This window comes from Streptomyces sp. NPDC041068 (assembly GCF_040647455.1).
In the GTDB taxonomy this organism is placed as follows: Bacteria; Actinomycetota; Actinomycetes; order Streptomycetales; family Streptomycetaceae; genus Streptomyces.
Map to the genome: position 1 here is coordinate 925,965 of NZ_JBEZCG010000001.1, position 25,135 is coordinate 951,099.

Sequence of the window (25,135 nt, forward strand, 5' to 3'; positions counted from 1 at the left end):
TCGAAGCGTAAACGGCGGGGCCCGCCACTTATTTCCCGAGTGCCGCGAGCGCCCGAGTGCCGCGAGCGCCCGGGTGCCGCGAGCGTCCGAGCGCCCGAGCGCCCCGGGTGCCGCGAGCGCCCAGAGTGCCGCGATTTCTCGAGTACCGAAGGAGAGGCATGTCCACAGAATCCGCGCCCGTCTTAGTCACCGGCGCCACCGGCAAACAGGGTGGCGCCACCGCCCGAGCCCTGCTCGCGCAGGGCGTTCCCGTCCGTGCTCTGGTGCGCGACCCGGCCACCGACCGCGCCCAGGCCATCGAGGCGCTCGGCGTCGAACTCGTCACCGGCGATCTCCACGACCGCCATTCCGTGATCAGGGCCGCCGAGGGAGTGCGTGCCGTCTTCTCCGTGCAGATGCCCGCCATCACCGCGGAAGGCGTGGACTTCGAAGGGGAGTTGGCCCAGGGCACCAACCTCGTCGAGGGAGCGAAGGCCGCCGGAGTGCCGCAGTTCGTGCACACGTCGGTCAGCGGCGCGGGCCGGCACACCGAGGCCCCCGGCTGGGCCGAGGGCCGCTGGGCCTCGATGGAGCCCTACTTCGCCGCCAAGTGCGGGATCGAGGACGCGGTCCGCGCGGCCGGCTTCCCGCACTGGACGCTGATCAGGCCGGGCTTCTTCATGGAGAACCTCCTTCCCTCCGCGGGGGTCCTCTTCCCGCACGGCATCGAGGGCGGCCTGGTGAGCGTCCTGAAGCCCTGGACCCGGCTGACGCTGGTGGCGGTGGACGACATCGGCAGCGCGGCCGCCGCTGCCGTCGTCGCGCCGGAGCGCTTCGACGGGGTCGAACTTGACCTGATGAGCGACCACTTGTCGGTGATCGAAGTCGCCGATGTGCTCTCCCGCGTGCTGGGTACGAAGGTGTCCGCGCCGGACATGACCGAGGAGGAAGCGCTGGCCGCCGGGATGCCGCCGATGGGTTCCTCGTACGAGTGGATGAACGTGGCCGAGCAGCACGGCCGCCCCCAGCACGCGAGGGACCTCGGCATACCGCTCACCAGCTTCGAGGCGTGGGCGCGGCGGTACGTGCGGGCGTGAGTCTGAGCGTGGCCTCAGGCTCTCCACATGCTCGGCAGGTCAGTCGTCCCTAGCCGAACATCACGCTGTGCGGAATGGGCTCGGGGAAGCCCTGGCTGCCTCCCGGCAACAGCGTGCCCGCGGACTCCTCGCAGCCCTGGTCGAAGTAGACCGTGGCGATGGTGTCCGTCTGGTTCGAGGCGCTGTCCGCACCTTGGAGGAGGAGACGGCACTCGCCGTTCCCGGGGTCGGTCATCTCCAGGTCACCCGACTCGGGGGAGTGGTAGAAGAACGTGCCGGTGGCGGCGTAGGCGGTGCTGGTGGGAAGGGCGGTGAAAACGGCGAGAGCGGCACCGAGGGCCAGAGCCGCACGGACGAGGCGCGCCGTCGACGCCGTCGCCCGAGTGTGTGTGGTCATGAACCCAACGGTTCCGCACCCGGGCCGGGTTGCCCAGGGGATATGCCTCCGGGCATCCGGGCAGTGAGAGTGGACGTGACGAACACGCGCTGCCCCTCACCTCCGTGTGCGCGGGCGGCGCCAGTGGCTGCGGGGATATTGCGAGGGCAGACGCGACGACACCTTCGCCCGCTTCGCATCCGCCCGCGCGGAGAACTGCGAGGTCGCTTCGTGGGCCGACCTCTCCACGGACCCGGAAACCGGCGTCGCCCGATTCAAACCGGCGTCGCCCGATTCAAGGCCCTGAACACCGCGGCGGACCACCTGGAGCGCGGTGATGCCGATGAGGTCCTGAGTGCCGCCCTGGGCCGGGCAGTTGACGAGAGCTGCGGCACCCGGTTCCTGGCCGCGTCCGCGACGGATCGGCCGCGCCACTGGTACGCACGCCGTGGCTTCTCCGTGATCGGCACCATGCGCCGCTTCGAACGCGACTGAGCACGGGACGCCGGTCGCCGCGTCCAGCGGGGCTTCCGGAAACTCGTTTCCCGAGGGCGCCGAGGGTGTGCAAGGGTCGGCCGGTGACTGCGCCCCCACACGAATCCTCCTCACGGCACGCACGTGAGCTGCTGCGCTGGCAGTTCGACCTGACCTGGTCGCTGTTCGAGTACCACTTGGAGCGGCTCGAACCCGACGACTTCCTGTGGGAGCCCGCGGCGGAGTGCTGGACCGTACGCAGGGCCGCTGACGGGACCTGGGTGCCGGACTGGGCGGACAGCGAGCCCGACCCCGTTCCCGTGCCGACCATCGGCTGGCTGAGCTGGCACATCGGCTGGTGGTGGAGCGTGGCCATCGACCACGCCCACGGCAGGGCTCCGCGGGAGCGCGGCGACATCATCTGGCCGGGCGAGGGCAGGCCGACCGTCGCGTGGCTACGGGGACTGCGCGAGGACTGGCTGACGGCGCTGGACCACTTGGCCGACGCGGACCTGGCCGCAACCGCGCCGTTCCCCTGGCAGAACGACCCCCGGCACACGGTCGCGCACATGGTGGCCTGGGTGAACGCGGAACTGATGAAGAACGCGGCGGAGATCGGCCAACTCCGCCTCCAGAGAGCGGTCGGCCCCCGATAGCGACGCAGCGAGGAACTCTCGGCCTTCCGGGAGCAGTTGACGGGCCCCGACCTGCGGCAGATGGCCGCGGCGACGAGGAGGCACCACTACGAACGCGACCACCTCGGCTCAGCTTTGATCAGAGCTCACCTGAGCCTCGATGGCTCCTCGACGGCTCGTCAGAGGAAGTGCCCGCTGGCCAGGTACGGCGCCGGAACCGGCATGCCGCGGACGGCGATGTAGCCCTCCTGGCCGATGTCGAGGCGTGCGGCCAGGCCGACGTCGATCGCCCATTCGTTGGGGGCGGTGATGCAGTTGACCAAGGTGTCGCCCCGTGACGAGGCCAAGGCCTCCCACAGCAGTTTCCGTGCGGTCTCCGGGTGTGCGGCGGCCAGGAGCGACGCCTGGCCCTTGTCGTCGAGGTAGGTGTACCCCGGCCTCGCCGGGTCCCGGTGCACGACCAGTCGCAGGGTGTCGTGCATGTAGCCGTGGTCGGGGCCGTGGCCTGCCACGCGCAGGTCCTGGTCCAGTCGGTCCATCCACTCGAAGTCGTCCGGTCGGCCTTCCCGGAGGCCGTCGACGACGGGGAGCGTGGACCGGTCCACGGTGCCGACCATCCGCATCTGCGGGTGGAGGGAGAAGCCCGCCATCCGATAGCGGCGGGTGGCTCCGGGGTGGACGCTGGACGAGAAGATGCCAGGGCGCCCGTCGGCGTGGGCGAGTGCGGCGCCCATCAGGCGCTTTCCGATGCCCAGTCCCTGATGGCCGGGCAGCACTCCGTACGTGGCGAGGAACCACAGGTCGTCGCGGTTCTGCGAGATGGCGAACCCCACTGTTCTGCCGCCGTCCGCATCCTCGTCGAACGCGACCCAGCAGCCTTCGGGGTCGACGTTCAGGAAGAAGCGCATCCGCTCGATCCACTGCTTGGAAGCGGCTGCCGACCGCGGCTCGGGCTCCGGTTCGCTGACCCGTCTGGTGCTCTGGTCGGCCTCGAAGAACGTCACCGCGGAAGCCCGTTCCGTCGAAGCGAGGTCGTCCTCGTGCATCGGCCTGACCTGAACGGAGTCCATCGCTTCAGCGTAGGGATCAGCCGGGCAGGGGCGCATGCGGTTTTCCCGCGGGGAAGCGGCTGGAGCGGCTGGTGTGGCTGGAGCGGCAGCTGGGAGCCGGGAGTCCCGGTTCGGCGGCGATACTCTGTCGATTCTTTCGTATGCCTTGACGGGAATATTCTCTGCGGAGAATATATCTTTCCATGGACGCACTCCTCACTGCACTCGCCGACCCGGTCCGATGGCGGCTCGTGAGTCTGCTGGCCGAGCGGCCCCGCTCCGTCGGCGTCCTCGCCCAGCTCGCCGAGGCACGTCAGCCGCAGACGACCAAGCACCTGCAGACCCTCGAACGCGCCGGAGTCGTCACCTCCCAGCGTTCCGGCCAGCGCCGCATCTACACGCTCCGGCCCACCCCCCTGCGGGAGTTGGCGGCCGCCCTCGCCGCCCTCGCCGCGCTCGCCGACACCGCGGAGGCGGCCGACGGCCCGCGCGCGACCTACGACCGCTACGGGCTCAGCCTCCAGACGGAGCGGCTCGCGGCGGAGTAGCCGGGGTGGGCCGACGGCCGTTCGTCCAGGTTCCAGAGGTCGCCGGCCGGGCGTCCCGCGCTGGTGTGGCGCCACCTGACCGAGGCGGCGCTGCTCGCCCGCTGGTGGACTCCCGACGATCTCCGCGTCTCCGAGCTCGTCTTCGACGCGCGGCCGGGCGGGCGGATCGTCCAGGAGTACCGCGAGGCCGAGGACACCGACGGCTCCGCCCTGGCCGCCGGGCGCGCGGAGGGAGTTGTCGACGAGGTGCGCCCCGGCGAGTGCCTCGCCTACCGGCTTTCACCGCAGCTGCCCGACGGCAGCGGCCTCGCCTTCACCTTCCATGTCGACCTCGGCCTCCGGCCCGCCGACGCGGGCACGGGGACGGACCTCGACGTGCGCTTCCGGATCACCGACAGCACCGTCGACTCCGCGGACTTCATCGCAGGCATCGAGATCGGCTTCGGCCAGAGCCTGGACAAACTCGCGGCGACCCTGGCCGCGGACACGCACAACGCCGCGGATACGCACACCACCGCAGACGCGGACGACACCGCACGACGCCCCTGACCCCATTCGACGGCCACTACGCGAAGGCTGACGACCCGCTGGACATGAGCTGGGTGATGCCGTACGCCGTCACCGACGTCGCACGCGACCACCTGACACGCCTCTGGGAGCCGGCGACGACGGCCTTGCTCGGGCGGGTCAACGCCGAGGGGGTTCCTCGGCTTCTGGCCGACCGGCATCGGCTTGGAGGGCGCGGACCCGCTCGACGAGGCCTTCGCCAAGTGGCTCGTCGACGCCGACAAGGTGGTCCTGTCCTCCACCCTCGACGGTGCGCCGTGGAAGCGTACGAAGATCGCCGACGCCCGGGCCGCGCCTTTTCGACGACGGCCTGCCCGCGGGACAGCGGGCGCTCGTTCATCAATCCGCGGGCGAACACGGCACGTTGTCGCTCGTCTACGACCGCGTGCGCTGAGCCGGAACCGATGCCACTTCGCTCCCTGCGGTGCCGGTCGGCCGGGAGGTTAGGATCCTCCAGAGGTGTTCGGGCAAGGGGCCCGAGCTGGTTTGGGGGGTTGTTGTGACGGTTGTCGGTCGAGTGGTGCGGTTCGACAGTGCGCGGGGCTACGGGTTCATCGCTCCGGAGGTCGGCGGCGACGACGTGTTCCTGCACGTGAACGACCTGCTGTTCCCCGAGGAGCAGGTGCGGCAGGGGCTGGCCGTGGAGTTCGAGATCGAGGAGGGCGACCGCGGTCCCAAGGCGTCGTCCGTCCAACTGGCCCTCGAAGTCGGCGGAAAGGGCCTGGCGGCGTCGACGGCGTCCGCGTCGCAGAGGTCGGTGGTCGACCACGACGGAATGTGCGACGTGCTCAGCGCCGACGAGTACCTCAGGGAGGTGACCGAGGTGCTGCTGCAGTCCGCGCCCTCGCTCACCGGCGAACAGATCCTGAGCGTGCGCACGAGCCTCGCCCAGAGGGCGAAGAGCCACGGCTGGACCGAGGGCTGACGGACACCACAGAGCCCAGGTCGCCCGCGCGGGCGACCTGGGCTCTGTCGTGGGTGGATCCGCGACCCGTGCGCTCGGCCACCGGGCCGCGGCCGTACGTGCGGCCTCTGGCCGGCTAGTCGGCGCGGCCCGTCGCCGCCACCGTCACGCCCAGGCCGATCATCGCGAAGCCGCCCGCACCGCCGACCATCGACAGACGCCGGTCCGACCGGGCGAACCAGGAACGCGCCGCCGAGGCGCCCAGGCCCCAGAGCGTGTCCGTGACCATGCCGATGGTGACCGGGACCAGCCCCAACAGCATCATCTGGAGGGGGACATGGCCCGCCGAGTGGTCCACGAACTGCGGCAGCACCGCCGCGAAGAAGACGATGCCCTTCGGGTTGGTGACGCCCACGAAGATCCCGTCCAGGATCGTGCGCAGATCGCCGCGCCGCTCACCCGCAGGCGCCTCGATGTCCGCCGCGCGCATGTCCTTGCGGTGCCGGAACGCCTGCACGCCCAAGTAGACGAGATAGACCGCGCCTGCCAGCTTCACGCCCATGAACACGGCCGCTGAGCTCTCCACCAGCGCGCCGAGACCCCACGCCACGGCGATCACCAGGAAGTACGAACCGACCAGGTTGCCGAGGACCGTCGCGAGGGCCGTGCGGCGGCCGTGGGCGAGGGCCCTGCCGATCACGAACAGCACGCTCGGCCCCGGAATCACGATCACCAGCAGCGACATCGCGGCGAATGCGAGGACGCTATCCGTGGACACCATGTCCGTCACCTCCTGAGCTGCGTTCCGAGGGGTCGTACAACAAGGAGTCGTACGACAGCGGGTCGTACGACAAGGAGTCGTACAACAAGGGGCCATACAAACAGATGGCGGACCGTTCGCTCCAGGCTCATCGCATCCCGATGTCACCGGTCGACCGCCGCATGCCGATCGCCGAAGGCCTCTGAGCACCGAGCGTATTGCTACTCCAGTAGCTTCCGGGCGGTGAAGTAGCTTGCCGATGCCGCCCGGGATCACCGGGTGACGGACAGCGAGCGACGGGAGAGTCACCCATGCCCCGAGAGGCGCCCTACCTTGCCGTGGCCGACGCGCTGCGTGCTCGGATTCTCGCCGGGGAGTGGTCCATCGGCGAGCGGCTGCCGTCACGGGCGCGGCTCGCCGAGGAGTACGGGGTCGGGCGCAACGTCATGCAGAGGGCCGTGGACGGCCTGATCATCAGCGGCCTCCTCGAAGGGCGCGCGGGGTCCGGCACCTACGTACGCATGCCGCGCGAGCGCCTTCGGATGGTCCGCTCCCGGCACCGTGATCGCCGGGGTGGCCTCCCCTCCGGCGCAGGCGTGCGGGAGCGGGGCAGGGCAGGCGCCTGGGACGCGCACAGCCAGGTGCGCGTCCCCGCCCCGGACGCGATCGCCGAGCGGCTCGCCATCGTCCCCGGAGACCTCTGCGTCACCACCCACTACGAGTTCCTCGCCGACGGTCAGCCCGTCCAACTCTCGCAATCCTGGGAGCCGATGGCCATCACGGACGGGACGCCGGTCGTCCTGCCCGAGATGGGTCCCCTCGCGGGAAAGGGGGTGGTCGAGCGCATGCGTTCCATCGGCGTGGTCGTCGAGACCGTGCTGGAACTGCCGCGCCCGGCCCGTGCCACCCAGGAGCAGGCGAATCTGCTGGGGGTCGCCGTCGGTGACCTGGTTCTCCAGATCGAGCGGATCATCTACGACACCGACGGGCGTCCGGTGGAGACCGCCGACATCGTCATTCCCGACGCGCGCAGGGAAGTGGCGTACGAGTTCGGGGTCGATCTTTCCAACCCGTCGGCAGCAGTCCCCTCCGATCCGCTGGCAGCAGTCCCTTCCGATCTGCCGACAGCTGACCCTTCCGATCCGCCGGCAGCTGACCCTGTCAATCCGCCGTCAGCCGTCCCTTCCAAGCCGACAGCAGGAGAACCGCATGCCTTCCCCCTCCCGTCCCGGCCTCTTGCGTGACCCGGACTTCGCGCGTCTGTTCGCCGCCACCGCGCTCGGTCAGCTGGGCGACCGCATCATCTTCCTCGCCCTGCCCCTGGTCGCCCTCATGGCGTTGGAGGCCGACGAGTTCCAGATCGGCTTGCTGACCGCCATGACCACGGCGGGCTCGCTCCTCGTGGGGCTGCCGGCCGGCGCCTGGGTCGACCGCATGCGCAAGCGTTCCGTCATGATCAGCACCGATCTCGCAAGGGCAGCCGTCCTGTTGACGGTGCCGGTGGCATGGTGGGCGGACCTGCTGACCATCTGGTGGCTCTGCACGGTCGCCTTGGTCCACGGAGTGCTGACCGTGTTCTTCGACGTCGCGTACGTCAGCTGTCTGCCGCACTTGGTGGGCCGCGGCAGGCTCGTGGAAGCCAACGCGAAACTCTCGGCCATCCGCTCGGTGACCAGCATCAGCGGACCGGGGGTGGCCGGACCGATGGTCGGCTGGGTGGGCGCACCCGCGACGCTGTTGGCGAGTGCGTTCGGGATGGCCATGTCGGGCCTGCTCGCCCTGGGGATCCGCACGCGCGAAGAGAAGCCGGTGCCGAGTGAGCGTCCTCGACTGGGGCGCGACATCAAGGAGGGGTTGAGATTCGTCCTCGGTCAGCCCGTCCTGCGGGCCGTCATGACGGGCGACGCGATCTTCAACCTCTTCCTGATCATGTATCAGACGATGCTGCTGGTCTTCCTGGAGAGGGAAATAGGCCTCGGTTCCTTCGGTATCGGCCTCGTTCTGTCGGGGATGGGCTGCGGCGCTCTGCTCGGCGCGTTGCTGGCGACGAGGGCGTCGAGACGTATCGGGCAGGGCCCGGTCGTCTGGATCGCGCCCCTTGTCACCTGCCCCCTCACCGTCCTGATGCCGTTGGCGCGACCGGGTTGGAGTGTGTACGTCGCCGCGGTGGGGCTCGCGGCTCTGTCGCTGGGCGGAGTCGTGCGCGTGGTGGCCCAGGCCAGCTTCCAACAGGCCCTCACCCCGGATCGCCTCCTGGGCCGGGTCAGCGCGACGGCCCGGTTCGTGTCCTGGGGCGGTATTCCTTTGGGCGGGCTCCTGGGCGGGGCGTCGGGCGCCGCACTCGGAGCGACCGCGACGCTGTGGGTCGGCGCGGCAGGCATGACGCTCAGCTTCCTGCCCAACTTCCTGTCACCGCTTCGCACTACGCGTGCGGTGCCGCAGCACGCGGGTGACCCCGAGCGTGTGTGACAGACCCAAGGCGTGTCACTGCCCGAGCTCGTGCGACGGGTCGACGACGTCCTGCGGGTACCGGACGACGTCCTGCGGGTACCAGCGGAGTTCCACGGTGTTGCCGTCCGGGTCCTGGACGTAGACCGACGTGGCGGTGCCGCGCGCACCGAAGCGCTCGACCGGTCCTTCGAGGACGTCGAAGTCCTCAGACGCGATGAACTCGTCCCAGTCCAGAGGTTCCACGGTGAGGCAGATGTGGTCGACGTTGGACTCCCCGCGAGGGCGGCTGAACAGGTCGAGGATGACGTCCGGGGTGACTCTGACCGAGGGGAACGGGACCTTGCCCGCCCGCCATTCGGCCACCCGTACCGGTTCGAGGCCGAGGCGCTCCGTGTAGAAGTGCAGGGACCGCTCCACGTCCCCGACGTTGAGGACCAGGTGGTCGAACGCCTTCACGCGCAGAGGGGTCCGGCCCTGCTGGGTGGGGCGGGTGGTGGTGACCGAGGCGTCCATGGCTGCTCCCGTGCATGGCTTGGCTGTTGGGGTGCCTTCCACGATCCGCTGGGCGGGATCGGTCATCAAGGCACCATTGGCGAACGATCGTTGAGTCAGATGCAACGCCGGGGGAGTGAAGAGCGGCCCGCGGGAGCGTCTCGGCAGCTGGCTGCCTGCCTGAATGCCTGCCCGAGTGCCTGCTCGAACGACCGTGACAAAATCAGCAGGTGCAGATCGGGATGCTGGGCCCATTCGAGGTGCGTACGGACGACGGCAGGCCGGTCGACGTGCCCGGCGCGCGGCTGCGCGGACTGCTGGTCGCCCTCGCGCTCAAGCCGGGCCAGGTGGTCCCGAAGTCGGCGCTCGTCGACTGGATCTGGGGCGAGCGCCCGCCCGCCGACGCGGCGAACGCCCTGCAGCGCCTGGTGTCCCGGCTGCGCAAGGCTCTGCCGGACGCGGTGGTCGAGGGGCAGCGGGACGGCTACCGGTTGTCGCTGGAGCCCGACGCCGTCGACGCCGTACGGTTCGAACGCCTCGTCACCGCGGGCCGGGGCCTCACCGAGGACGCCTCCCGGCGGGTACGGCTGCTGCGCGAGGCCCATCAACTGTGGCGCGGTGCGGCCCTGCAGGACGTCGCTCTGCAGGACAGTGCCGCCTTCGACGCCGCGGCCGTCCGACTCGAGGAGTTGCGCCTGACCGCCACGGAGGAGCGGGCCGACGCGGAGGTCTCCCTCGGGCGCGGTGCCGAGCTGATCGCGGAGCTGACCGACCTGGTGGCCGCGCACCCGGTGCGGGAACGGCTCGTCGCCGCGCTGATGCGGGCCCTCGCGGCGGCCGGTCGCGACAGCGAGGCGCTGCTGGTGTACCAGCGCGCGCGGGAGGCCCTGGCCGAGGCGCTGGGCGCCGATCCCTCGCCGGAGCTGGCCGCGCTGCACGTCGCGTTGTTGCGGGGCGAGGTGGGGCGGCGCGAGGAGAGCCGAAAGACCAACCTGCGTGCCGAGTTGACCACGTTCGTCGGCAGGGACGCCGATGTCGCCGCGGTCCGCGGACTCATGGCCGAGCACCGGCTCACCACAGTGATCGGTCCGGGCGGCGCGGGGAAGACCAGGCTGGCCACGGAGACCGCGCGCACGCTGCTCGGCGACCTGCCGGACGGGGCCTGGCTGGTGGAACTCGCAGCCATCGGCACGGACGGCGACGTGACCGACGTGACGCAGACGACGCTCGCCGGGATCGGCCTGCGCGACTCCCTGCTCGGCGGGCCCCCGCACGCAGAGCCGATCGACCGCCTCATCGCCGCGATCCGCGAGCGGGAGGCCCTGCTGATCCTGGACAACTGCGAGCACGTGATCGAGTCCGCTGCCCTCTTCGCCCACCGGGTGCTCGGCGAGTGCGGGCGGCTGCGGATCCTGGCGACCAGCCGCGAACCGCTCGGCATCACCGGCGAGGCCCTGTGGCCGGTCGAGCCGCTGGCCCTGCCGGAGAAGGACGCGGACGCGGCCGGGATCGAGTCCTCACCGGCCGTCCGTCTGCTGCGGGACCGGGCGGGTGCGGTGCGCAGGGACCTCGCGGCCGACGGCCACACGCTGGCGACGATGGAGCGCGTCTGCCGGGCCCTCGACGGGAGCCCGCTGGCGATCGAACTGGCCGCCGCCCGGTTGCGCACCATGTCCGTCGACCAGCTCGCCCACCGGCTCGACGACCGGTTCCGGCTGCTGACCGGCGGCAGCCGGACCGCACTGCCACGGCACAAGACGTTGCGCGCGGCGGTCGACTGGAGCTGGGAGCTGCTCACCGACGCGGAGCGGACGGTCCTGCGCAGGCTCTCGGTGTTCTCCGGCGGGGCGAGCCTGGAGGCGGCGGAACGGGTCTGTGCGGGCGCTGTGCTCGATGAGGGGCGAGTGGTGGAGCGGGAGCAGGTGCTCGACCTGCTCACCGCGCTGACCGAGAAGTCGCTGCTGCTCGCCGAGGGGGACGGTGCCCCGCGCTACCGCATGACCGGCACCATCAAGGAGTACGCCGGTGCGCGGCTCGCCGAGGCGGGGGAATCGGAGTCGGTCCGCCACGCGCACCTGGCCCACTTCACCGAGCTCGCCGAGGCCGCGGAGCCCCGTCTGCGCCGCGCCGAGCAACTGGACTGGCTGGCCGTGCTGGAGGCCGAGCACGACAACATCGGTGCGGCGATGCGGGGTGCGCTCGCGACGGGCGATGCGCAGGGGGCGATGCGGCTCGCGGCGGGCGCGGCCTGGTACTGGTGGCTCAGCGGGCACAGGACCGAGGGCTTCGAGCTGCTCACCGCGGCCACCAGGACGCCGGGCGAGGTGACCGACGAGGTCAGGGCCGCGGCGTACGCGCTGGTCGTGCTGTTCGTGAGCTCCGGGCGTGGCGACGAGCGCGTTGCCGCGGAGTGGATCCACAAGGCGTACGCGTTCGGTCGGCGCGGCGAGCACCGCTACCCGCTGCTCGGGCTGGTCGGCGCGCTGGACCGCATGCTGCGTGCGCCGGACGCCCTCCTGGAGGCATGGGAGCCGGTGCTCGACGAGGAGGACCCATGGGTGCGCGCGCTGGCCCGGCTGCACCTGGGCAAGATGCGGATCGTGCTCGGCCTCGGCGGGCAGGAAGGACTTGCGGCCGAGGCGTACCTGGAGACCGCGCTCGCCGAGTTCCGGGCGCTGGGTGAGCGGTACGGGACCTACTTCGCCCTGAGCGAGCTGGCGGACCGGGTCGCGGTGCGCGGTGAGTTCGCCGGGGCGTGCGCCTACTACGAGCAGGCGATCGCGGTCGTCACCGAGCTCGGCGCCGCCGAGGACGTCATCCGGATGCGGGCACGGCAGGGGCAGCTGCACTGGCTCCTGGGCGACAAGGACGCCAGTGCGGCCGCCCTCGCCGAGGCCGAGCGGTGCGCGGAGCGGGTGACCTGGCCGGACGCGCTGGCCGAGCTGGCGCTCGCGAAGGCGGGGCTCGCCCGGTGGAGCGGCGACGCCGAGGAGGCACGCGGTCAACTCGACGTGGCACGGGCCCTGTTGGGCGACGACGCGGATCATGTCCGCGCGGTGACGCATGACGTGCTCGGCTACCTCGTCGACGACCTGGACGAGTCCCGTGCGCACCGCGCGGCGGCCTGCGAGGCGGCGGCCGAGTCGGGGTACCTGCAGGCCATCGCTCAGGTGCTCGTCGGGGTCGCGGACCTGGCGCTGCGCCAGGGCGAGCACGAGCAGGCGGTTCGGCTGCTCGCGGCGAGCACAGGCGTGCGCGGACTGCCGGACCGCTCCCACCCTGACGTGGCCCGGATCGAGCGGGTGGCGCGGCGCCACCTCGGGGATGCGAGGTTCGCCGAGGCGGAGCGGGAGGGGACGAGGACGGACTGGCCCGAACTGGTCGAGGCGACGCTCGCCCCATGACGGCACTGTCGGAGCCGTCCCCTGCGGTCGACATCATGATCAAGCACCTCGCGGCCGCCGCGTACGAGGGAGGACCTGGGCCCCAGGAAGAGATGCGGGCAGCTTCGAGGAGGAACCCATGCCCGTGTTCCCCTTCGCCGACGACACCTTCGACGCCGTGGTCGGCAACTTCGTGCTCAACCACGTCGGACGACCTCGGACGGCGCTGGCGGAACTGAGCCGGGTGACGCGGACCGGTGGGCGGATGGCGGTCACCGTCTGGGCGGTACCCGCAGCCGCAGGACAAGCTCTCCTCGGGAGAGCCGTCCAGGCCGCGGGGGTCGACCGCCCCGTTCATCTGCCCGCGCCGGCCCGCGACGACGGCTTTCCCCGTACCGAAGAAGGTTTGGCCGCCCTGCTGGGTGAGGCCGGATTGCGGGACGTCGTCTGCGAGACCCTGGAGTGGGATCACCGGACGACCCCCGAGGAGTGGTGGAGCGGCCCGGCCGCCGGTGTGGCCACGATCGGGCAGACGGTGACGAGCCAGCGTCCCGCCTGGAGCCTGCTGACGGGAACCGGCTGACAGGAACCGGCTGCCCCTGCCCGTCAGTGGACGACGTCGAAGATCTGCTTCTGCAGACCGTTGGCGTACGCCTCGTGCTCGACGAGCCTCAGCTTCTGGGCGTCCTTGTCCGAGTCGCTGAACAGCCGCTTGCCCGCGCCGAGCAGCAGAGGGAACACGAGCAGGTGGTAGCGGTCGATCAGCCCGGCGTCCGAGAGGCCGCGGTTGAGCGAGGCGCTGCCGTGAATGATGATCGGCCCGCCCTCGGTCTCCTTGAGCGCGGCCACGTCTTCCAGTGAGCGCAGGATCGTGGTCCTGCCCCAGTCCGACACGAGGTCTCCGTCGGTGAGGCTGGTGGAGACGACGTACTTGGGCATCTCCTTGTACTGCGCGAAGTCCTCCATGCCCGGCCAGACGGGGCTGAACGCCTCGTAACTGACCCGGCCCATCATCATCGCGGTGGCCTCCTGCTGCTCCCGCCCCTTGATCTCGAACGCCTCCGGGAGGAAGTCGACGTGCTTGGCCGTCCATCCGGAGTTCCGGTAGCCGGGCTCACCGCCGGGAGCCTCCACTACACCGTCGAGCGAGACAAAGGAAGTGCTGATCAACGTACGCATGCGAGAGGCTCCTGGAGGTCCGTCCGATCGATGATCTCTACGATGCGCTGCCCCCCCGCGGACCGGCAAGCGCCGATGGCGTTACGATCATTGCCTTGCGGGCAACGACGCATGGTGAACACCGGGGGACGGATTCGGGGGAGGGGCGCCGACGCATGTGGGAGCGGCATGAGATCGAGACGTTTCTGATCCTCGCCGAGGAGCTGCACTTCGGGCGCACCGGGGCCCGGCTGCATCTGACGACCGGTCAAGTGAGCAAGACCATCAAGAAGTTGGAAGGCCGTATCGGCGCGGCCCTCTTCGAACGCACCAGCCGCCAGGTGCGGCTGACCTCCCTGGGCCGGCAGCTCGCCGACGAACTGCGCCCCGCTGTCGCCGAGATGGAGGCGACGATCCGCAGGGCGGTGGAGGCGGGCAAGGGCGTCACCGGCGAGCTGCAGATCCACTTCCTGGGGCCGGGCACGGAACAGCTGGTCCTCAAGGCCGTCACCCTGTTCGCCGATCGCCACCCCGACTGCGCGGTCCGCCTGCAGGCCGGCGAGATGGGCACGAGTGCCACGCGGCTGCGCGAAGGCGAGATCGACGTCCTCGTCGCTTCCTTCCCTTTCCCCGGCGCGCGCAACGGCCCCGTGCTGCTGTCCGAACCCCGCGTCCTGGCCATCGCCGCCGACCACCCTTTGGCCCGCAGGGAGTCGGTCTCCCTGGAGGTGCTGGCCGAGGTCCCGCTGGTCCAACTCCCCGATGAGATCTCCGCGGAGTTCCGGCGGGACCGCACGCCGAGCCACACGCCCAGCGGCCGCCCCACGCTGAGGGGGCCGGTGTGCAGCGGGCTCAGCAACATCCTCACCACGGTCGCGATGGGCCGCGGCGTCTATCCCGTGGGCGAGCACTTCGGTCAGTACCACGCCCGTCCCGACATCGCGTACGTTCCGTTGTCCGACGCCCCGCCCGTGCAGTGGGGCCCGGTCTGGCTGCCCGCGAACGAGACCGCCAGGGTGCGCGCCTTCATCGGCTGCGCGGTCGAAGCCAATCGACAGAGAGGTAGGGCATGACGGCCATCCGTCATACGCCGTCGGAGTTCGGTGATCACCCGAAGGCGGCGCCCGCCTTCGACCCCGAACTGGCCGTCGCACTGGAGGCGGTGAGGAAGGAGGCCCGGGAGTCGATCACCCCGGAGAACCTCGCGGCCCGGCAGCGGCGCGATGCCACCTCCCGGCCCAGGCCGACCGCCGACGACCTCCGCGCCGACGGCCGGTTCGAGGTGACGGAGGTCCACGTGCCGGGACCGCGGGGCGCACCCGACGTGACGCTCGTGAGCGCGCGGCCCTCCGGGCTCACCGGACAGCCGCTGCCCCTGCTCTACTACATGCACGGCGGCGCCATGATCATGGGCAACGCGTGGTCCGTGCTGCCGCGGATCCTGAGCGAGTGGGTCCTCCCGCTCGAACTGGCCGTCATCTCGGTCGAGTACCGATTGGCGCCCCGCGCGCAGTACCCGGAGCCGCTGGAGGACTGCTATGCCGGACTCGTCTGGGCCGCCGCGCACGCCGCCGAACTCGACGTCGACGCGGACCGCATCGTCATCGGAGGCAAGAGCGCGGGCGGCGGGCTCGCCGCGGCCCTCGGCCTGCTGGCCCGCGACCGCGGCGGGCCGGGGGCGCTGGGCCAGCTGTTGCTGAGCCCGATGCTCGACGACCGCAACGACACCTTCTCCGACCGCCAGATGACGGGACGCGGAGTCTGGGACCTCACCTCCAACGAGACCGCCTGGAAGGCGCTGTTGGGCGACCGCTACGGAGCCGCGGACCTCCCGCCCTACGCGTCCCCCTCCCGCGCCACGGACCTGTCCGGACTTCCGCCGACCTATGTCGACGTCGGGTCGGCCGAGATGTTCCGGGACGAGGGAGTGGCGTACGCGAACGCGATCTGGCGGGCGGGAGGCGAGGCCGAGCTGCATGTGTGGCCCGGCGCGTACCACGGTTTCGACGGCATGGCGCCGCGGGCGGCCCTCACGCAGGACGCACGCAACGCCCGCACACGCTGGCTCCGACGGCTCCTGGGCTGAGCCGGTCCTTCCCCCTTCCGCCCCCTCTACTGCTCGGCACCGTCCGCCACTTGGTGCTGGTAGAGCTCGGGAACGGAGACCTTGATCGGCTCCTGCGTGGTGCGTGCGATGACGACGACCGCGGGCTCGTCGGGGTCGGGGTTCTCCTCGCGGTGGGGGACGAACGGAGGGACGAGGAAGAAGTCGCCGGGGCCCGCGGCGACGCGTACCTCCTGTGTGCCGTCGTGGTAGACGAACACGGGGTGGCCGCTGACGACATAGATCCCGGCTTCCGAAGCGCCGTGGTGGTGATTGTCCGTCGAGCTCAGCGGCGGGTTCTCCACCATGCCCATCCAGAGCTTCTTCGAGCCGACCGTGCTGCCGCTGATGGCGGCGAAGCCGTCCAGCTCGCCGGCCCGGACGTGGTGCACGCGGTTGCCCAACGGTCCCTTCTCGTCGGAGGTCCGGGCGGTGGTGGACGTGTTGTCGTGATGGGTCGTCATGGTGCGCTCTCCTGTTGATCGTCGGCTGTCCTCTGGTTGATCACCAGACTGCAACCCACGACCCTGATGCGGCAATCGAAGTTGCCGCCTCGGCAAATCGCTTGCCGTGCTTGGGTCGCCCGGGGCGGGCGCGGTCGGTCCTCAGGCGCGGCAACGCAGCATCGTCAGCGGGGGGTTGGAGAGGGCCTGCGCCCAGAAGTCCGCGCCGAACCTGCTGACCCCGGCCTCCGATACCTCGAGCGGGACCCAGGTCACCTCGCTGAACCCGGCCGCCCGCAGGGACTGTTCGTAGACCTCGCCGCGCGGGCAGGCGCCGATGAACGAGATCGGCGGGTCGAGCAGCGCGGTGATCCGGACGCGCGGCCCGGTCTCGATCTCCTCGCCGGTCGCCTCGCAGAGGAAGCCGTACTTGGCCAAGGACGGTCCGTCGAAGCGGTATTCGGGCGTCTGGGCGAGCATGAAGAACTCGCCACCGGGCTTCAGGTTACGGTGCACGTTGCGGCACATCCGCTCCATCGCGGCGGTGTCCGGCGCGTAGTTGAGCAGCTGAACTCCCAGCGCGATGTCGAAGGGCACCTCGAGCGGCCTCAGTTCGGCCACATCGCCCACCTCGTAGCGCACGCCCAGCGGATCGCGCTCCTCGAACCCCCGCGCGGCGGCGACCATTTCACCGGAGATGTCGACGCCGAGCACCTCGGTGGCACCGCGCCGCTTGAACTCCCTGCTGTAGAAGCCGGTGCCGGACGCGAGGTCGAGGACCGACTTGCCGCGCACGTCACCGACCATGGCCAGGAAGCTGGGGACCTCTCCGTACTGCGTCAGCGGCAGGGCCTTGAATCCCTCGAACGCCTCACCGATCTCGTCGTACTGCTGCACGCCGCTCATCGTGCTGTCCTCCGTGCGCCTGTAGCGCCGTCCGGGATCATGGCGCCGCCGACGGTACCCCGCGGATGTCGATCACAGCCGTAGTGCCGACCTACAAGGCTTCACCGCAGGTCATGTAGCTGCCTACAGAGATCACCGCAGAGGCCCTTGTCCGCAGGGCTCTTGTCCGGAGAGGCCCTAGTCCGGAGGGCCGAGACGGCCGGGGATGGTGCGGGCTTCCCCGGCCGGCGATCCGTACGAGGCTGACGCGCGTGCGGTACCTCAACTCGCCCTAAGGTGAAGGGCATGAGCCTGGCCGCCGTGCCTTTGTTCCTCCTCGACCCCTTGGGGCAGGACCACCACGCAGAGGGCGCGCGTCTGCGGGCCGAGGGCCCGGTGGTTGCCGTGGAGATGCCGGGTGGTGTCGCGGCGTGGCTGGTGACCCGTCAGGAGATCGGTCGTCAGGTGCTCGCGGATGCACGCTTCGCGAAGGATCCCGCCCTGTGGGGTGCCTGGCGGCGCGGTGAAGTCGCCGCCGACTGGCCGCTGGCGCCGCTGGTGACCATGCAGAACATGACCACCGCGACGGGCGCCGACCACCGCCGCCTGCGCACCCCGCTGGCCCGCGCCTTCACCGCGCGTCGGGTGCGGGATCTGGAACCCCGCGTCACCGCGCTGACCGACGAACTCCTGGACGGAATGGCGCAGTTGCCCGCCCGCGCCGCGGGGGAGCCGGTGGATCTGCGGGCGTGCTTCGCCCACCCGCTGCCCATCCGGGTCATCTGCGAACTGTTCGGCGTGCCTGCCGACCGGGCCCCGCGGGTCCGCGCGCTGTGCGCGGCACTGTTCGGCACCGCGGCCTCGCCCGAGGAGGCCGCGGCCACGCACGCGGCGCTGCGCGAGGCCCTCGCCGAGCTGATCGAGGAACGCCGCGCGCGGCCGGGAGGCGACCTGACGACGGCGCTGGTAGCCGCACGGAACGCGACCGCGTCTGAGACCGGGACCGGGACCGGGGCCGAGACCGGGACCACGACCGACGAGACCACGACTGAGACGGGCGCGACCGCGCAGCCGGGGCCGAGCGCGTCCGAACTGAGCGCGTCCGAACTGGTCGACACCTTGATGCTGATGCTCGTCGCGGGCCACGAGACGACCGTCAGTCTGCTGCTGAACGCGGTACGCGCCCTGCTCACCCACCCCGCCCAGCTCGAACTGCTGCGCAGAGGACGGCACTCGTGGGCCGCGGCCGTCGAGGAGACCCTGCGCTGGGACCCACCGGTGGCCAACCTGCCGTTCCGCTACGCCCGCTGCGACGTGGACCTCGCAGGGCGCGCCGTACGTGAGGGCGAGCCGGTGCTCCTGGGGTACACATCCTTCGGGCGGGACGCGGAGCAGCACGGCCCGGATGCCGACGAGTTCGACCTCACCCGCGGTGACACCCGGCAGCACGTCACCTTCGGGCACGGCATCCATCACTGCCTGGGCGCACCCCTGGCCCGACTTGAGGCGACGACCGCCCTGCCCGCACTCTTCGCCCGCTTCCCGGATCTGTCACTGGGGCAGGCTGCCCCCGCCCCGCTGCCGTCCCTGCTGTTCAACAGCGTGCGCAGCCTCCCGGTCGTCCTGGAGGGGGCGCGGCGGGACCCTTGAGCCAGTCATCAGCCCCGCGGTGACGCCGGAGCCTCGAGGGAGAGGGCGCGGGCGACTTCGGAGGTCGTCGAGCTGGTCTCGACCGGGGTGTAGCCGTCGCGCAGGGAGGCGTCCTGGTCCTTGAGCCCGTTGCCGGTGAGGGTGATGACGATCGTCTGGCCCGGGGTGAGCAGGCCGCGGTCGTGCCGGTCGAGGAGCCCGGCGACGCCGGCCGCCGACGCCGGTTCCACGAACACGCCTTCACGGCGGGCCAGGAGCCGGTAGGCGTCGAAGATCTGCTCGTCCGTGACGGCACCGATCAGGCCGCCGGACTCGTCGCGTGCGTCGACGGCGCCCTGCCAGGTCGCGGGATTGCCCACGCGGATCGCACTCGCCGCGGTCTGCGGGTCGGCGACGGGCGCCCCGTGCACGAGCGGGGCCGCTCCGGCGGCCTGGAAACCCCACATGCGCGGCAGCCGGCCGATGCGCCCCACGGCGTGGAAGGTCCGGTACCCGCGCCAGGTCGCGGTGATGTTGCCGCCGTTGCCGACCGGCAGACAGTGGATGTCGGGGGCGGCGCCGAGCGCGTCCGCGGTCTCGTAGGCGACGGTCTGCTGACCGGACAGGCGCAGTTCGTTGCCGACGCTGTTGACGAGTGCGACCGGGTGGTGGTCGGCCAGGTCGCGGGCGATGCGCAGGCAGTCGTCGAAGGTGCCCGCCACCTCGACGATCCGTGCGCCGTAGCGGACGGCCTGGCCCAGCTTGCCCAGCGCGACGCGGCCCGCGGGGACCAGGACGGCCGAGGTGATGCCGGCCCGTGCCGCGTAGGCGGCAGCCGAGGCGCTGGTGTTCCCGGTGGAGGCGCAGAGGACGAGCTCGACGCCCTCCTCCGCGGCCTTGCTGATCGCCACGGTCATCCCGCGGTCCTTGAAGGAGCCCGTGGGGTTGGCTCCCTCGACCTTGAGCCGGACGTCGCAGCCGGTGACCTCCGACAGATGGCGGGAGCGCAGCAGCGGGGTGTTGCCCTCGTTGAGGGAGACGGACGGGGTGCGGTCGGTGACGGGCAGCCAGCGCCGGTACGCGCTGTCGATCAGTCCTTGCCAGGATTCCATGAAGGGGAACGTAACATCTGTTTCATCATCGGCGTCAAGCAGTGCCTCATGTAACATATGGCGACATGGATCCTGTGGTGTCCCCTGTGGTGTCCCGACTCGAAGCCGCCTATCCCAAGCTCCCGCCGGGCGAGCGCGCGGTCGCCCGGGTCGTGCTGGACGACTATCCCTTCGCGGCGCTGGACTCGCTGCGTACGCTCGCGGACCGGGCCGGGGTGAGCGCTCCCACCGCATCCCGGCTGGTCGACCGGCTCGGCTTCGGTTCCTTCGCCGAGTTCCAGACCGCCGTCCGGGCCGGCGCGCAGGACCGGTCACGGTTGCGCGAGTTCGCAGCCCAGGCCCCTGATCCGGGCAGCGCCGCACGCGAGTTGCAGGACGGCCTGTCCGGCGCGCTGGCAGCCGTGAACCCACCCCTGCTGGACTCGGCGGCCGACAGTCTCGCGACAGCCCGATCGATCTGGGCACTGGGCGGCCCGCTGAGCGAACTGGCCGCCGACTACCTGGTCCGACAGCTGGGTGCGCTGCGGCCCGGAGCCCGACTCGTCCCGGAGCCCGCGCACGAACGGGCCAGATCACTGCTCGACGTGACGTCCCAGGACCTCGTCGTCGCCTATGACTTCCGCAGGTACTCGGCCCGGACAGCCGCCTTCGTCCGGGCGGCACGCGAACGGGGCGCACGGCTTCTGCTCGTCACGGATGCCTGGAAGTCGCCCCTGGCCGAGCACGCCCGGACCCTGATCCCCCTGCCCCGCGAAGCCGCGGGACCGATCGCCCCCCTGACCCACCAGATCGCCGTGACCGAACTGCTCCTCGTCGCGACCGCATCCCGCCTCGACGCCACGGCGCGCCTCGCCGAACTGGACGCGCTCACGGCCTCGCTGCAACGGGACGAGCCGTAAGGTCCACGCCGGAACGCGGCGAGACCCATGCGGCAGTGCGGCCGTCGAGGCCGAGCGGCGGCACTTCGAACGGCCGGAACGCCTGCACACCGTGCTCTCGGAGTTCCTGGAGACACACTGTTCTGTTGCCCGTCGTAGCGCGTGAGCGGCAATGCCTGCACGTGGGACGGGGGAGGCAGGACGGATCGAGATGCCGCGAGCGTGTGGTGGGCGGGGCTGGCTCGCCGGGCGGCTGAGTAAACAGGCGGCGACGAGTCCGCGATGAGGCAGCAATCCCAGCCGTCGGATGGGAGAGTGCCGCCATGTCTTCCTTCGTTGTGTTCGACCTCGAGTTCACGTCGTGGCCCGGTGCGCTGGAGCAGGACTGGAGGGCACCTGGTCAGCTGCGGGAGGTCGTGCAGATCGGCGCCCTGCGCCTGAGCGAGGACTGCTCGATCGTCGAGGAGTACGAGACGCTGGTGAAGCCCGTGGCCAACCCCCGCCTGTCCGCGTACTTCACCGAACTCACCGGCATCACCCAGCAGTCCGTGGACCAGGGCGGCCTCCCGCCCGCACAGGCGCTGGGCGAATTCCTGGGGTTCTGCGAGGGGCAGACCGTGCTCTCCTACGGCAACGACATGGTCGTCCTCGGAGAGAACCTGGGCTGGGCGCGCGCACGAGGAGAAGAGCTCAAGCACAGCATGCTCGACGCCGCCTTCGTCAACATCCGCCCCTGGGTGAACACCGTGGCACCGACGACAGCGACGGCCAACGTGGGCCGCCTGTGGGACGTGCTCGGCCTGCCCAAGCCCGTTGCCGGACAGGAGCATTCAGCGCTCTTCGACTGCTACTCCTTCGCCACCGCTCTCGCGCACCTGTCCCACAACGGGGCCACGCTGCCCGAGGGGTGCCGCTAGCACTGCTCGTCAGGACGGAGCGCCGGCCGGATCATGCACCACCGGCACCGGAAGGCACACGCCTGCGCTCACGACATGCCTTGCAGAACTCCAGGCACACCCAGGTGCCGACCGCGGCAACCGTGGTGAGGATGGCGACGCCGATGAGAAACGGGAAGATCATGCGGTGAGCTTAACTCTCCGCCACTCCCCGGCGTAGGGGGGGACTCCGAAGGGTTCCGGCCGAGACGGTCGCCGCACATGACGAAGCCGCCCGCCCGGGTCCCCCGTGGCGGGCGACTCGCGCCGTCGGTGTCCAGAGATCGAGATCGGCGGCGGCGACGTAGCGTCCTTGGCCGCTGGACGACACCGACCAGAGGTCGGCGACGGGATTCGAACCCGCGTTGCTCTCTTTGCAGGAGAAGTAGCCGCAACCTGCGCACCTGAACGAGGGCCACCGTAGTCGCGGTGGCCGCGGCGAGCACGCGAATTACAGCCGCCCCGGGCGCATGCGACGATCTGCTCGTGACCGATTTCGTGACACCTCAGCACATCGCTCACCGCACCTCCGCCGCCGTGGACGCGGCTGTCGGCGCGGGGCGTGATCTCGGGCTGACCGTGACCGACGCCGAGGTGCTCCACGACCTGTTCTCCGTCGTGGTCCACCTCGCGCCCACACCGGTCGTCGTTCGCGTCCCCACCGTTCTGGCGCGCCACGCGGACCCCGACTTCCAGTCGCGCCGCCAGCGCACGGAACTGGACGTGACGCACTGGCTGGCAGGCCGGGGAACCCCCGTGATCCCGCCCAGCCCCCTCGTGCCACGGGAACCCGTACAGCGCGACGGATTCTCGATGACGTTCTGGCAGTTCGTCGAGGAAGCCCGGGACAAGGAACCCGACTACGTGGCGAACGCCGAGAGCACCGCGGCCCTGCACGCCGCGATGCGCGACTACCCGGGGCCGCTGTCGTATCTGGACGCGGCCGAACCGCAGTTCATCGCGGACAGCCTCGCTCGGCTCGAAGAGCGCCCCGACCTCATCGAAGCGGCCGACCTCGACCGCGCGCGCCGCGAGTGGCAGGTCCTGGAACCTCTCGTTCGCTCACGCGCCGCATTCGAGAACGCCTTCCCGGGCATCGACCTCCAGCCCGTCCACGGCGACTCGCCGCCCGCGAACATCTTCCCCGGGGTGGCAGGGGACCTGTACGCCGACTTCGAGCTGGTGACGCTGGGGCCCGTCGAGTGGGACGTGGCGGCCCTGGGGCCCGACCTCGAAGCCGCGTACGACCGCGGCGCGCAGCGGAACGGCATGAGGCCGTTGAACAAGGACGTCCTCGGCTTCGTGAATGCCGTCGGCGCGCTGCGCGTCGTCGCCGCCCTCGCGCTCGTTCCCCAACTGCCGGTGTTGATGGAGTACTTGAAGCCGTCCGTCGGCCAGTGGCGGACGATGCCGTTCGCGGGCGGCATGGCCGACTGAGGCCGGCTGCCGGTGCCGTCACTCCTTGACGGCACCGGCGACCGGTGACGCACGCTATCCCTGTGCGCGCAGGGTCGTCTGCCGCAACGGCGCGTCGAGGTGCAGCTGTGGCCAGGAGTCGATGTCGCGCCGCAGCTGCCGGTCGTGTGTCGCCAGGACCACGGCCGCCCGGGTGGTCCGGAGCGCTTCGGTGAGTTCGTCGACCAGGGCGATCGACAGATGGTTGGTCGGTTCGTCCAGCAGCAGGACGTGGGGGCGCGCGGCCAGCGTCAACGCCAGCTCCAGACGGCGCTGTTGGCCGAGCGACAGATCCGCCACCGGTTTGTCGGCGTCACGTGAGGTGAGCAGCCCCAATGCCCCGAGTTCGACCGCGTCGCCCGCCGCGAGCGCACCCGTACTGACCAGGTGCGCCGTGTGCGCTGCGTAGAGCTGACGAGCTCGTTGGTGCGTGGCGGTCGGCGATTCCTGCCCCAGGAGCCGCAGCCGCGTGTGAGGAGCCCGGTGCACGCCACCTGTGCTGGGGGAAAGTCCTCTGCTGGGGGAAAGCTCTCCCGTGTCCGCCAGGACGGACAACAGGGTCGACTTTCCTGCCCCGTTGGGACCGGTCACGGCCAGTCGGTCCCCGGAGCGCAGCGTCAGGCTGACCGGCCGGTGCAACCGGCCCTCGACGGTCACCTGGTCCGCGTACAGCAGGGTGATGCCGGGCCGAGCGGGAAGGGACGGCAGGCTGAACCTCTGCGGCGGCACAGGCGCGGTGATCTTGTGCTGCTCCAGGTCGTCCTGGCGACGGCGGACCGAGCGGACCAGCGCCCCCGCCCGAGTGGCCCGCTGGTGCTTGCCGGTGCCTTTGGGCGGCCGCCATCCCGTGGTGAGGCGGTTCTGCGCCTCGGTCAGGGCCTGCGTGAGACGGGCGTGCTCGGTCTGTTGCTGCTCGAACTCCGCCTGCCAGCGCACCAGTTCGGCCTCGCGGCCCGCGCGATAGCCGGCGTACCCGCCGCCGTGCACGGAGGGACGGCCGTCGCGCGTCGGGTCCAGGTCGAGCACGGAGGTGGCCACATCCGCCAGCAGGGCCCGGTCGTGGCTGACCACGACGGCGCCACCGGGATGGTCGCGCAGACGGACGGTGAGGAATTCGAGACCGGCGAGGTCGAGGTGGTTGGTGGGTTCGTCGAGAAGCAGGAAGTCGTACGTACCCCCCAGCAGGCAGGCCAGGCGAATGCGGTAGCGCTGGCCCACGGAGAGGGTGTTCAGCGGGCGGGAGCGGTCGCTGACCGCGCCGAGGCCCGCGAGCGCGACATCGACGCGACGGTCGGCGTCCCAGGCGTCCAGCACCTGCGCCGCCTCCAGGGCATGGGCGTACGCCTGGTCAGCCCGAGGACGGTCGTCGGCGAGTGCCTGCGCCGCGGCGTCGAGTGCGGCGAGGGCCGCGCGGGAGTCGGCGAGGTGTTCGTCGACGAAGTCACCGACGGTCCGCGCGTCCTCGGTCGGCATCTCCTGCTCGGCCAGGGCGAGCGTGCCGCTGCGGTGCACGCTCCCGGCGTCCGGGGTGAGCGTGCCCGCGAGCACGTGAAGCAGCGTGGACTTGCCACGCCCGTTCTCGCCGACGACGCCCCAGCGCGATCCGGGCGCGACCTTCATCTCGACGCCGCCGAGCACGGTGCGGCCCCCGCGCTCGACGCGGATGCCTGCGCAGGTGAGCTGGGCGCGGGCACGGGCAGGCAGGGTGAGGGCGGTCATGGTGTGTTCCTCCGGTGTTCCGGGGTCCGGAAGAAGGCGTACGTCACCCCTGGCGCGACCCGGGGCCGCGGAGAGGGTGCGAGCGAGCCTTCGTCTGACGAC

At 71.0% G+C, this 25,135-nt stretch carries 22 protein-coding genes and 4 pseudogenes; 16 read left to right on the plus strand and 10 right to left on the minus strand.

Going from position 1 to position 25,135, the window contains the following annotated elements; genetic code table 11:
• The first annotated feature begins 158 nt into the window (after positions 1-158).
• Positions 159-1,076, plus strand: a complete 918-nt coding sequence (locus AB0B50_RS03565) for an NmrA/HSCARG family protein (protein WP_362324844.1) — start codon at positions 159-161, stop codon at positions 1,074-1,076.
• Positions 1,077-1,125: 49 nt separating this feature from the next.
• Here AB0B50_RS03565 and AB0B50_RS03570 read toward each other — a convergent pair whose 3' ends face one another.
• Complete coding sequence (locus AB0B50_RS03570; protein ID WP_362324847.1) at positions 1,126-1,473, minus strand: hypothetical protein; 348 nt, start codon at positions 1,471-1,473, stop codon at positions 1,126-1,128.
• Positions 1,474-1,683: 210 nt separating this feature from the next.
• On the opposite strand from AB0B50_RS03570, the gene AB0B50_RS03575 reads away from it, so the two are divergent.
• Positions 1,684-1,947: a hypothetical protein gene (locus tag AB0B50_RS03575; RefSeq protein WP_362324850.1), complete on the plus strand. Its 264-nt coding sequence runs from the start codon at positions 1,684-1,686 to the stop codon at positions 1,945-1,947.
• Between the two features lie 83 nt (positions 1,948-2,030).
• On the plus strand, positions 2,031-2,582 hold the full coding sequence (locus AB0B50_RS03580; protein WP_362324853.1) for a DinB family protein: 552 nt from the start codon (positions 2,031-2,033) through the stop codon (positions 2,580-2,582).
• A 158-nt stretch (positions 2,583-2,740) separates the two neighbouring features.
• Here AB0B50_RS03580 and AB0B50_RS03585 read toward each other — a convergent pair whose 3' ends face one another.
• Positions 2,741-3,631, minus strand: coding sequence for a GNAT family N-acetyltransferase (locus AB0B50_RS03585; protein ID WP_362324856.1), 891 nt, complete (start codon positions 3,629-3,631; stop codon positions 2,741-2,743).
• A gap of 182 nt (positions 3,632-3,813) precedes the next feature.
• Here AB0B50_RS03585 and AB0B50_RS03590 point away from each other — a divergent pair.
• The 3 genes and pseudogenes from AB0B50_RS03590 to AB0B50_RS03600 all read left to right on the plus strand — a co-directional run bounded on the left by AB0B50_RS03590 (position 3,814) and on the right by AB0B50_RS03600 (position 5,650).
• Positions 3,814-4,707 (plus strand): annotated as a pseudogene (locus tag AB0B50_RS03590) (metalloregulator ArsR/SmtB family transcription factor).
• Positions 4,704-5,119: pseudogene (locus tag AB0B50_RS03595) on the plus strand (riboflavin biosynthesis protein RibD). Before AB0B50_RS03590 ends, AB0B50_RS03595 begins: the two co-directional pseudogenes overlap by 4 nt.
• Positions 5,120-5,224: 105 nt before the next feature.
• Positions 5,225-5,650 (plus strand): cold shock domain-containing protein, encoded by a 426-nt coding sequence (locus tag AB0B50_RS03600; protein WP_362324859.1) that lies wholly within the window; start codon positions 5,225-5,227, stop codon positions 5,648-5,650.
• 115 nt (positions 5,651-5,765) lie between these two features.
• On the opposite strand, the gene AB0B50_RS03605 is transcribed toward AB0B50_RS03600, so the two are convergent.
• A complete protein-coding gene (locus AB0B50_RS03605) occupies positions 5,766-6,410 on the minus strand; it encodes a LysE family translocator (protein WP_362324862.1) in 645 nt (214 codons plus the stop codon).
• Positions 6,411-6,700: 290 nt separating this feature from the next.
• Here AB0B50_RS03605 and AB0B50_RS03610 point away from each other — a divergent pair.
• Positions 6,701-7,450 (plus strand): annotated as a pseudogene (locus AB0B50_RS03610) (GntR family transcriptional regulator); the annotation flags it as partial.
• Positions 7,451-7,598: 148 nt separating this feature from the next.
• A complete protein-coding gene (locus tag AB0B50_RS03615) occupies positions 7,599-8,858 on the plus strand; it encodes an MFS transporter (protein ID WP_362324865.1) in 1,260 nt (419 codons plus the stop codon).
• 15 nt (positions 8,859-8,873) lie between these two features.
• Here AB0B50_RS03615 and AB0B50_RS03620 read toward each other — a convergent pair whose 3' ends face one another.
• Entirely contained in the window at positions 8,874-9,353 is a 480-nt protein-coding gene (locus tag AB0B50_RS03620; RefSeq protein ID WP_362325080.1) for a VOC family protein, read from the minus strand.
• Between the two features lie 209 nt (positions 9,354-9,562).
• Between AB0B50_RS03620 and AB0B50_RS03625 the strand changes: the two genes are divergently transcribed.
• Together AB0B50_RS03625 and AB0B50_RS03630 are read left to right on the plus strand one after the other, a co-directional pair.
• Positions 9,563-12,736, plus strand: coding sequence for a BTAD domain-containing putative transcriptional regulator (locus tag AB0B50_RS03625; protein WP_362324868.1), 3,174 nt, complete (start codon positions 9,563-9,565; stop codon positions 12,734-12,736).
• 118 nt (positions 12,737-12,854) lie between these two features.
• Positions 12,855-13,268 (plus strand): annotated as a pseudogene (locus AB0B50_RS03630) (methyltransferase domain-containing protein); the annotation flags it as partial.
• A gap of 53 nt (positions 13,269-13,321) precedes the next feature.
• On the opposite strand, the gene AB0B50_RS03635 reads toward AB0B50_RS03630, so the two are convergent.
• Entirely contained in the window at positions 13,322-13,894 is a 573-nt protein-coding gene (locus AB0B50_RS03635) for a dihydrofolate reductase family protein (RefSeq protein WP_362324871.1), read from the minus strand.
• A gap of 155 nt (positions 13,895-14,049) precedes the next feature.
• Between AB0B50_RS03635 and AB0B50_RS03640 the strand changes: the two genes are divergently transcribed.
• The gene (locus AB0B50_RS03640; protein WP_362324874.1) at positions 14,050-14,946 is read left to right on the plus strand and encodes a LysR family transcriptional regulator; all 897 of its coding nucleotides are present in this window, start codon (positions 14,050-14,052) and stop codon (positions 14,944-14,946) included.
• Complete coding sequence (locus AB0B50_RS03645) at positions 14,943-15,959, plus strand: alpha/beta hydrolase (RefSeq protein WP_362324877.1); 1,017 nt, start codon at positions 14,943-14,945, stop codon at positions 15,957-15,959. The genes AB0B50_RS03640 and AB0B50_RS03645 overlap by 4 nt, the downstream gene beginning before the upstream one ends.
• Positions 15,960-15,985: 26 nt before the next feature.
• On the opposite strand, the gene AB0B50_RS03650 is transcribed toward AB0B50_RS03645, so the two are convergent.
• Positions 15,986-16,441 carry a cupin domain-containing protein gene (locus AB0B50_RS03650; RefSeq protein ID WP_362324880.1) on the minus strand — a complete coding sequence of 152 codons (456 nt, stop codon included), beginning with the start codon at positions 16,439-16,441 and terminating at the stop codon, positions 15,986-15,988.
• Between the two features lie 141 nt (positions 16,442-16,582).
• Positions 16,583-17,326 carry a class I SAM-dependent methyltransferase gene (locus AB0B50_RS03655; protein ID WP_362324883.1) on the minus strand — a complete coding sequence of 248 codons (744 nt, stop codon included), beginning with the start codon at positions 17,324-17,326 and terminating at the stop codon, positions 16,583-16,585.
• Between the two features lie 285 nt (positions 17,327-17,611).
• Between AB0B50_RS03655 and AB0B50_RS03660 the strand changes: the two genes are divergently transcribed.
• Positions 17,612-18,955 (plus strand): cytochrome P450, encoded by a 1,344-nt coding sequence (locus AB0B50_RS03660; protein WP_362324886.1) that lies wholly within the window; start codon positions 17,612-17,614, stop codon positions 18,953-18,955.
• Between the two features lie 8 nt (positions 18,956-18,963).
• Here AB0B50_RS03660 and thrC read toward each other — a convergent pair whose 3' ends face one another.
• Positions 18,964-20,046 carry a threonine synthase gene (gene thrC / locus AB0B50_RS03665; RefSeq protein ID WP_362324889.1) on the minus strand — a complete coding sequence of 361 codons (1,083 nt, stop codon included), beginning with the start codon at positions 20,044-20,046 and terminating at the stop codon, positions 18,964-18,966.
• 65 nt (positions 20,047-20,111) lie between these two features.
• On the opposite strand from thrC, the gene AB0B50_RS03670 reads away from it, so the two are divergent.
• Both AB0B50_RS03670 and AB0B50_RS03675 read left to right on the plus strand, forming a co-directional pair.
• Complete coding sequence (locus AB0B50_RS03670; protein WP_362324892.1) at positions 20,112-20,945, plus strand: MurR/RpiR family transcriptional regulator; 834 nt, start codon at positions 20,112-20,114, stop codon at positions 20,943-20,945.
• Between the two features lie 302 nt (positions 20,946-21,247).
• A complete protein-coding gene (locus AB0B50_RS03675) occupies positions 21,248-21,841 on the plus strand; it encodes a 3'-5' exonuclease (RefSeq protein WP_362324895.1) in 594 nt (197 codons plus the stop codon).
• A 31-nt stretch (positions 21,842-21,872) separates the two neighbouring features.
• Here AB0B50_RS03675 and AB0B50_RS03680 read toward each other — a convergent pair whose 3' ends face one another.
• The gene (locus AB0B50_RS03680) at positions 21,873-22,004 is read right to left on the minus strand and encodes a hypothetical protein (RefSeq protein ID WP_362324898.1); all 132 of its coding nucleotides are present in this window, start codon (positions 22,002-22,004) and stop codon (positions 21,873-21,875) included.
• A gap of 341 nt (positions 22,005-22,345) precedes the next feature.
• Between AB0B50_RS03680 and AB0B50_RS03685 the strand changes: the two genes are divergently transcribed.
• A complete protein-coding gene (locus AB0B50_RS03685; protein ID WP_362324901.1) occupies positions 22,346-23,296 on the plus strand; it encodes an aminoglycoside phosphotransferase family protein in 951 nt (316 codons plus the stop codon).
• A gap of 54 nt (positions 23,297-23,350) precedes the next feature.
• On the opposite strand, the gene AB0B50_RS03690 is transcribed toward AB0B50_RS03685, so the two are convergent.
• Entirely contained in the window at positions 23,351-25,033 is a 1,683-nt protein-coding gene (locus AB0B50_RS03690; RefSeq protein ID WP_362324903.1) for an ATP-binding cassette domain-containing protein, read from the minus strand.
• Between the last annotated feature and the right edge of the window lie 102 nt (positions 25,034-25,135).

Bases quoted from the DNA above. Each gene is read 5' to 3' on its own strand.
- AB0B50_RS03650 (WP_362324880.1), bottom strand. From the start codon at position 16,441: ATGACGACCCATCACGACAACACGTCCACCACCGCCCGGACCTCCGAC.
- AB0B50_RS03615 (WP_362324865.1), top strand. From the start codon at position 7,599: ATGCCTTCCCCCTCCCGTCCCGGCCTCTTGCGTGACCCGGACTTCGCG.
- AB0B50_RS03620 (WP_362325080.1), bottom strand. From the start codon at position 9,353: ATGGACGCCTCGGTCACCACCACCCGCCCCACCCAGCAGGGCCGGACC.
- AB0B50_RS03565 (WP_362324844.1), top strand. From the start codon at position 159: ATGTCCACAGAATCCGCGCCCGTCTTAGTCACCGGCGCCACCGGCAAA.
- AB0B50_RS03635 (WP_362324871.1), bottom strand. From the start codon at position 13,894: ATGCGTACGTTGATCAGCACTTCCTTTGTCTCGCTCGACGGTGTAGTG.
- AB0B50_RS03570 (WP_362324847.1), bottom strand. From the start codon at position 1,473: ATGACCACACACACTCGGGCGACGGCGTCGACGGCGCGCCTCGTCCGT.
- AB0B50_RS03645 (WP_362324877.1), top strand. From the start codon at position 14,943: ATGACGGCCATCCGTCATACGCCGTCGGAGTTCGGTGATCACCCGAAG.
- AB0B50_RS03675 (WP_362324895.1), top strand. From the start codon at position 21,248: ATGTCTTCCTTCGTTGTGTTCGACCTCGAGTTCACGTCGTGGCCCGGT.
- AB0B50_RS03690 (WP_362324903.1), bottom strand. From the start codon at position 25,033: ATGACCGCCCTCACCCTGCCTGCCCGTGCCCGCGCCCAGCTCACCTGC.
- AB0B50_RS03655 (WP_362324883.1), bottom strand. From the start codon at position 17,326: ATGAGCGGCGTGCAGCAGTACGACGAGATCGGTGAGGCGTTCGAGGGA.
- thrC (WP_362324889.1), bottom strand. From the start codon at position 20,046: ATGGAATCCTGGCAAGGACTGATCGACAGCGCGTACCGGCGCTGGCTG.
- AB0B50_RS03660 (WP_362324886.1), top strand. From the start codon at position 17,612: ATGAGCCTGGCCGCCGTGCCTTTGTTCCTCCTCGACCCCTTGGGGCAG.
- AB0B50_RS03670 (WP_362324892.1), top strand. From the start codon at position 20,112: ATGGATCCTGTGGTGTCCCCTGTGGTGTCCCGACTCGAAGCCGCCTAT.
- AB0B50_RS03605 (WP_362324862.1), bottom strand. From the start codon at position 6,410: ATGGTGTCCACGGATAGCGTCCTCGCATTCGCCGCGATGTCGCTGCTG.
- AB0B50_RS03640 (WP_362324874.1), top strand. From the start codon at position 14,050: ATGTGGGAGCGGCATGAGATCGAGACGTTTCTGATCCTCGCCGAGGAG.
- AB0B50_RS03585 (WP_362324856.1), bottom strand. From the start codon at position 3,631: ATGGACTCCGTTCAGGTCAGGCCGATGCACGAGGACGACCTCGCTTCG.
- AB0B50_RS03680 (WP_362324898.1), bottom strand. From the start codon at position 22,004: ATGATCTTCCCGTTTCTCATCGGCGTCGCCATCCTCACCACGGTTGCC.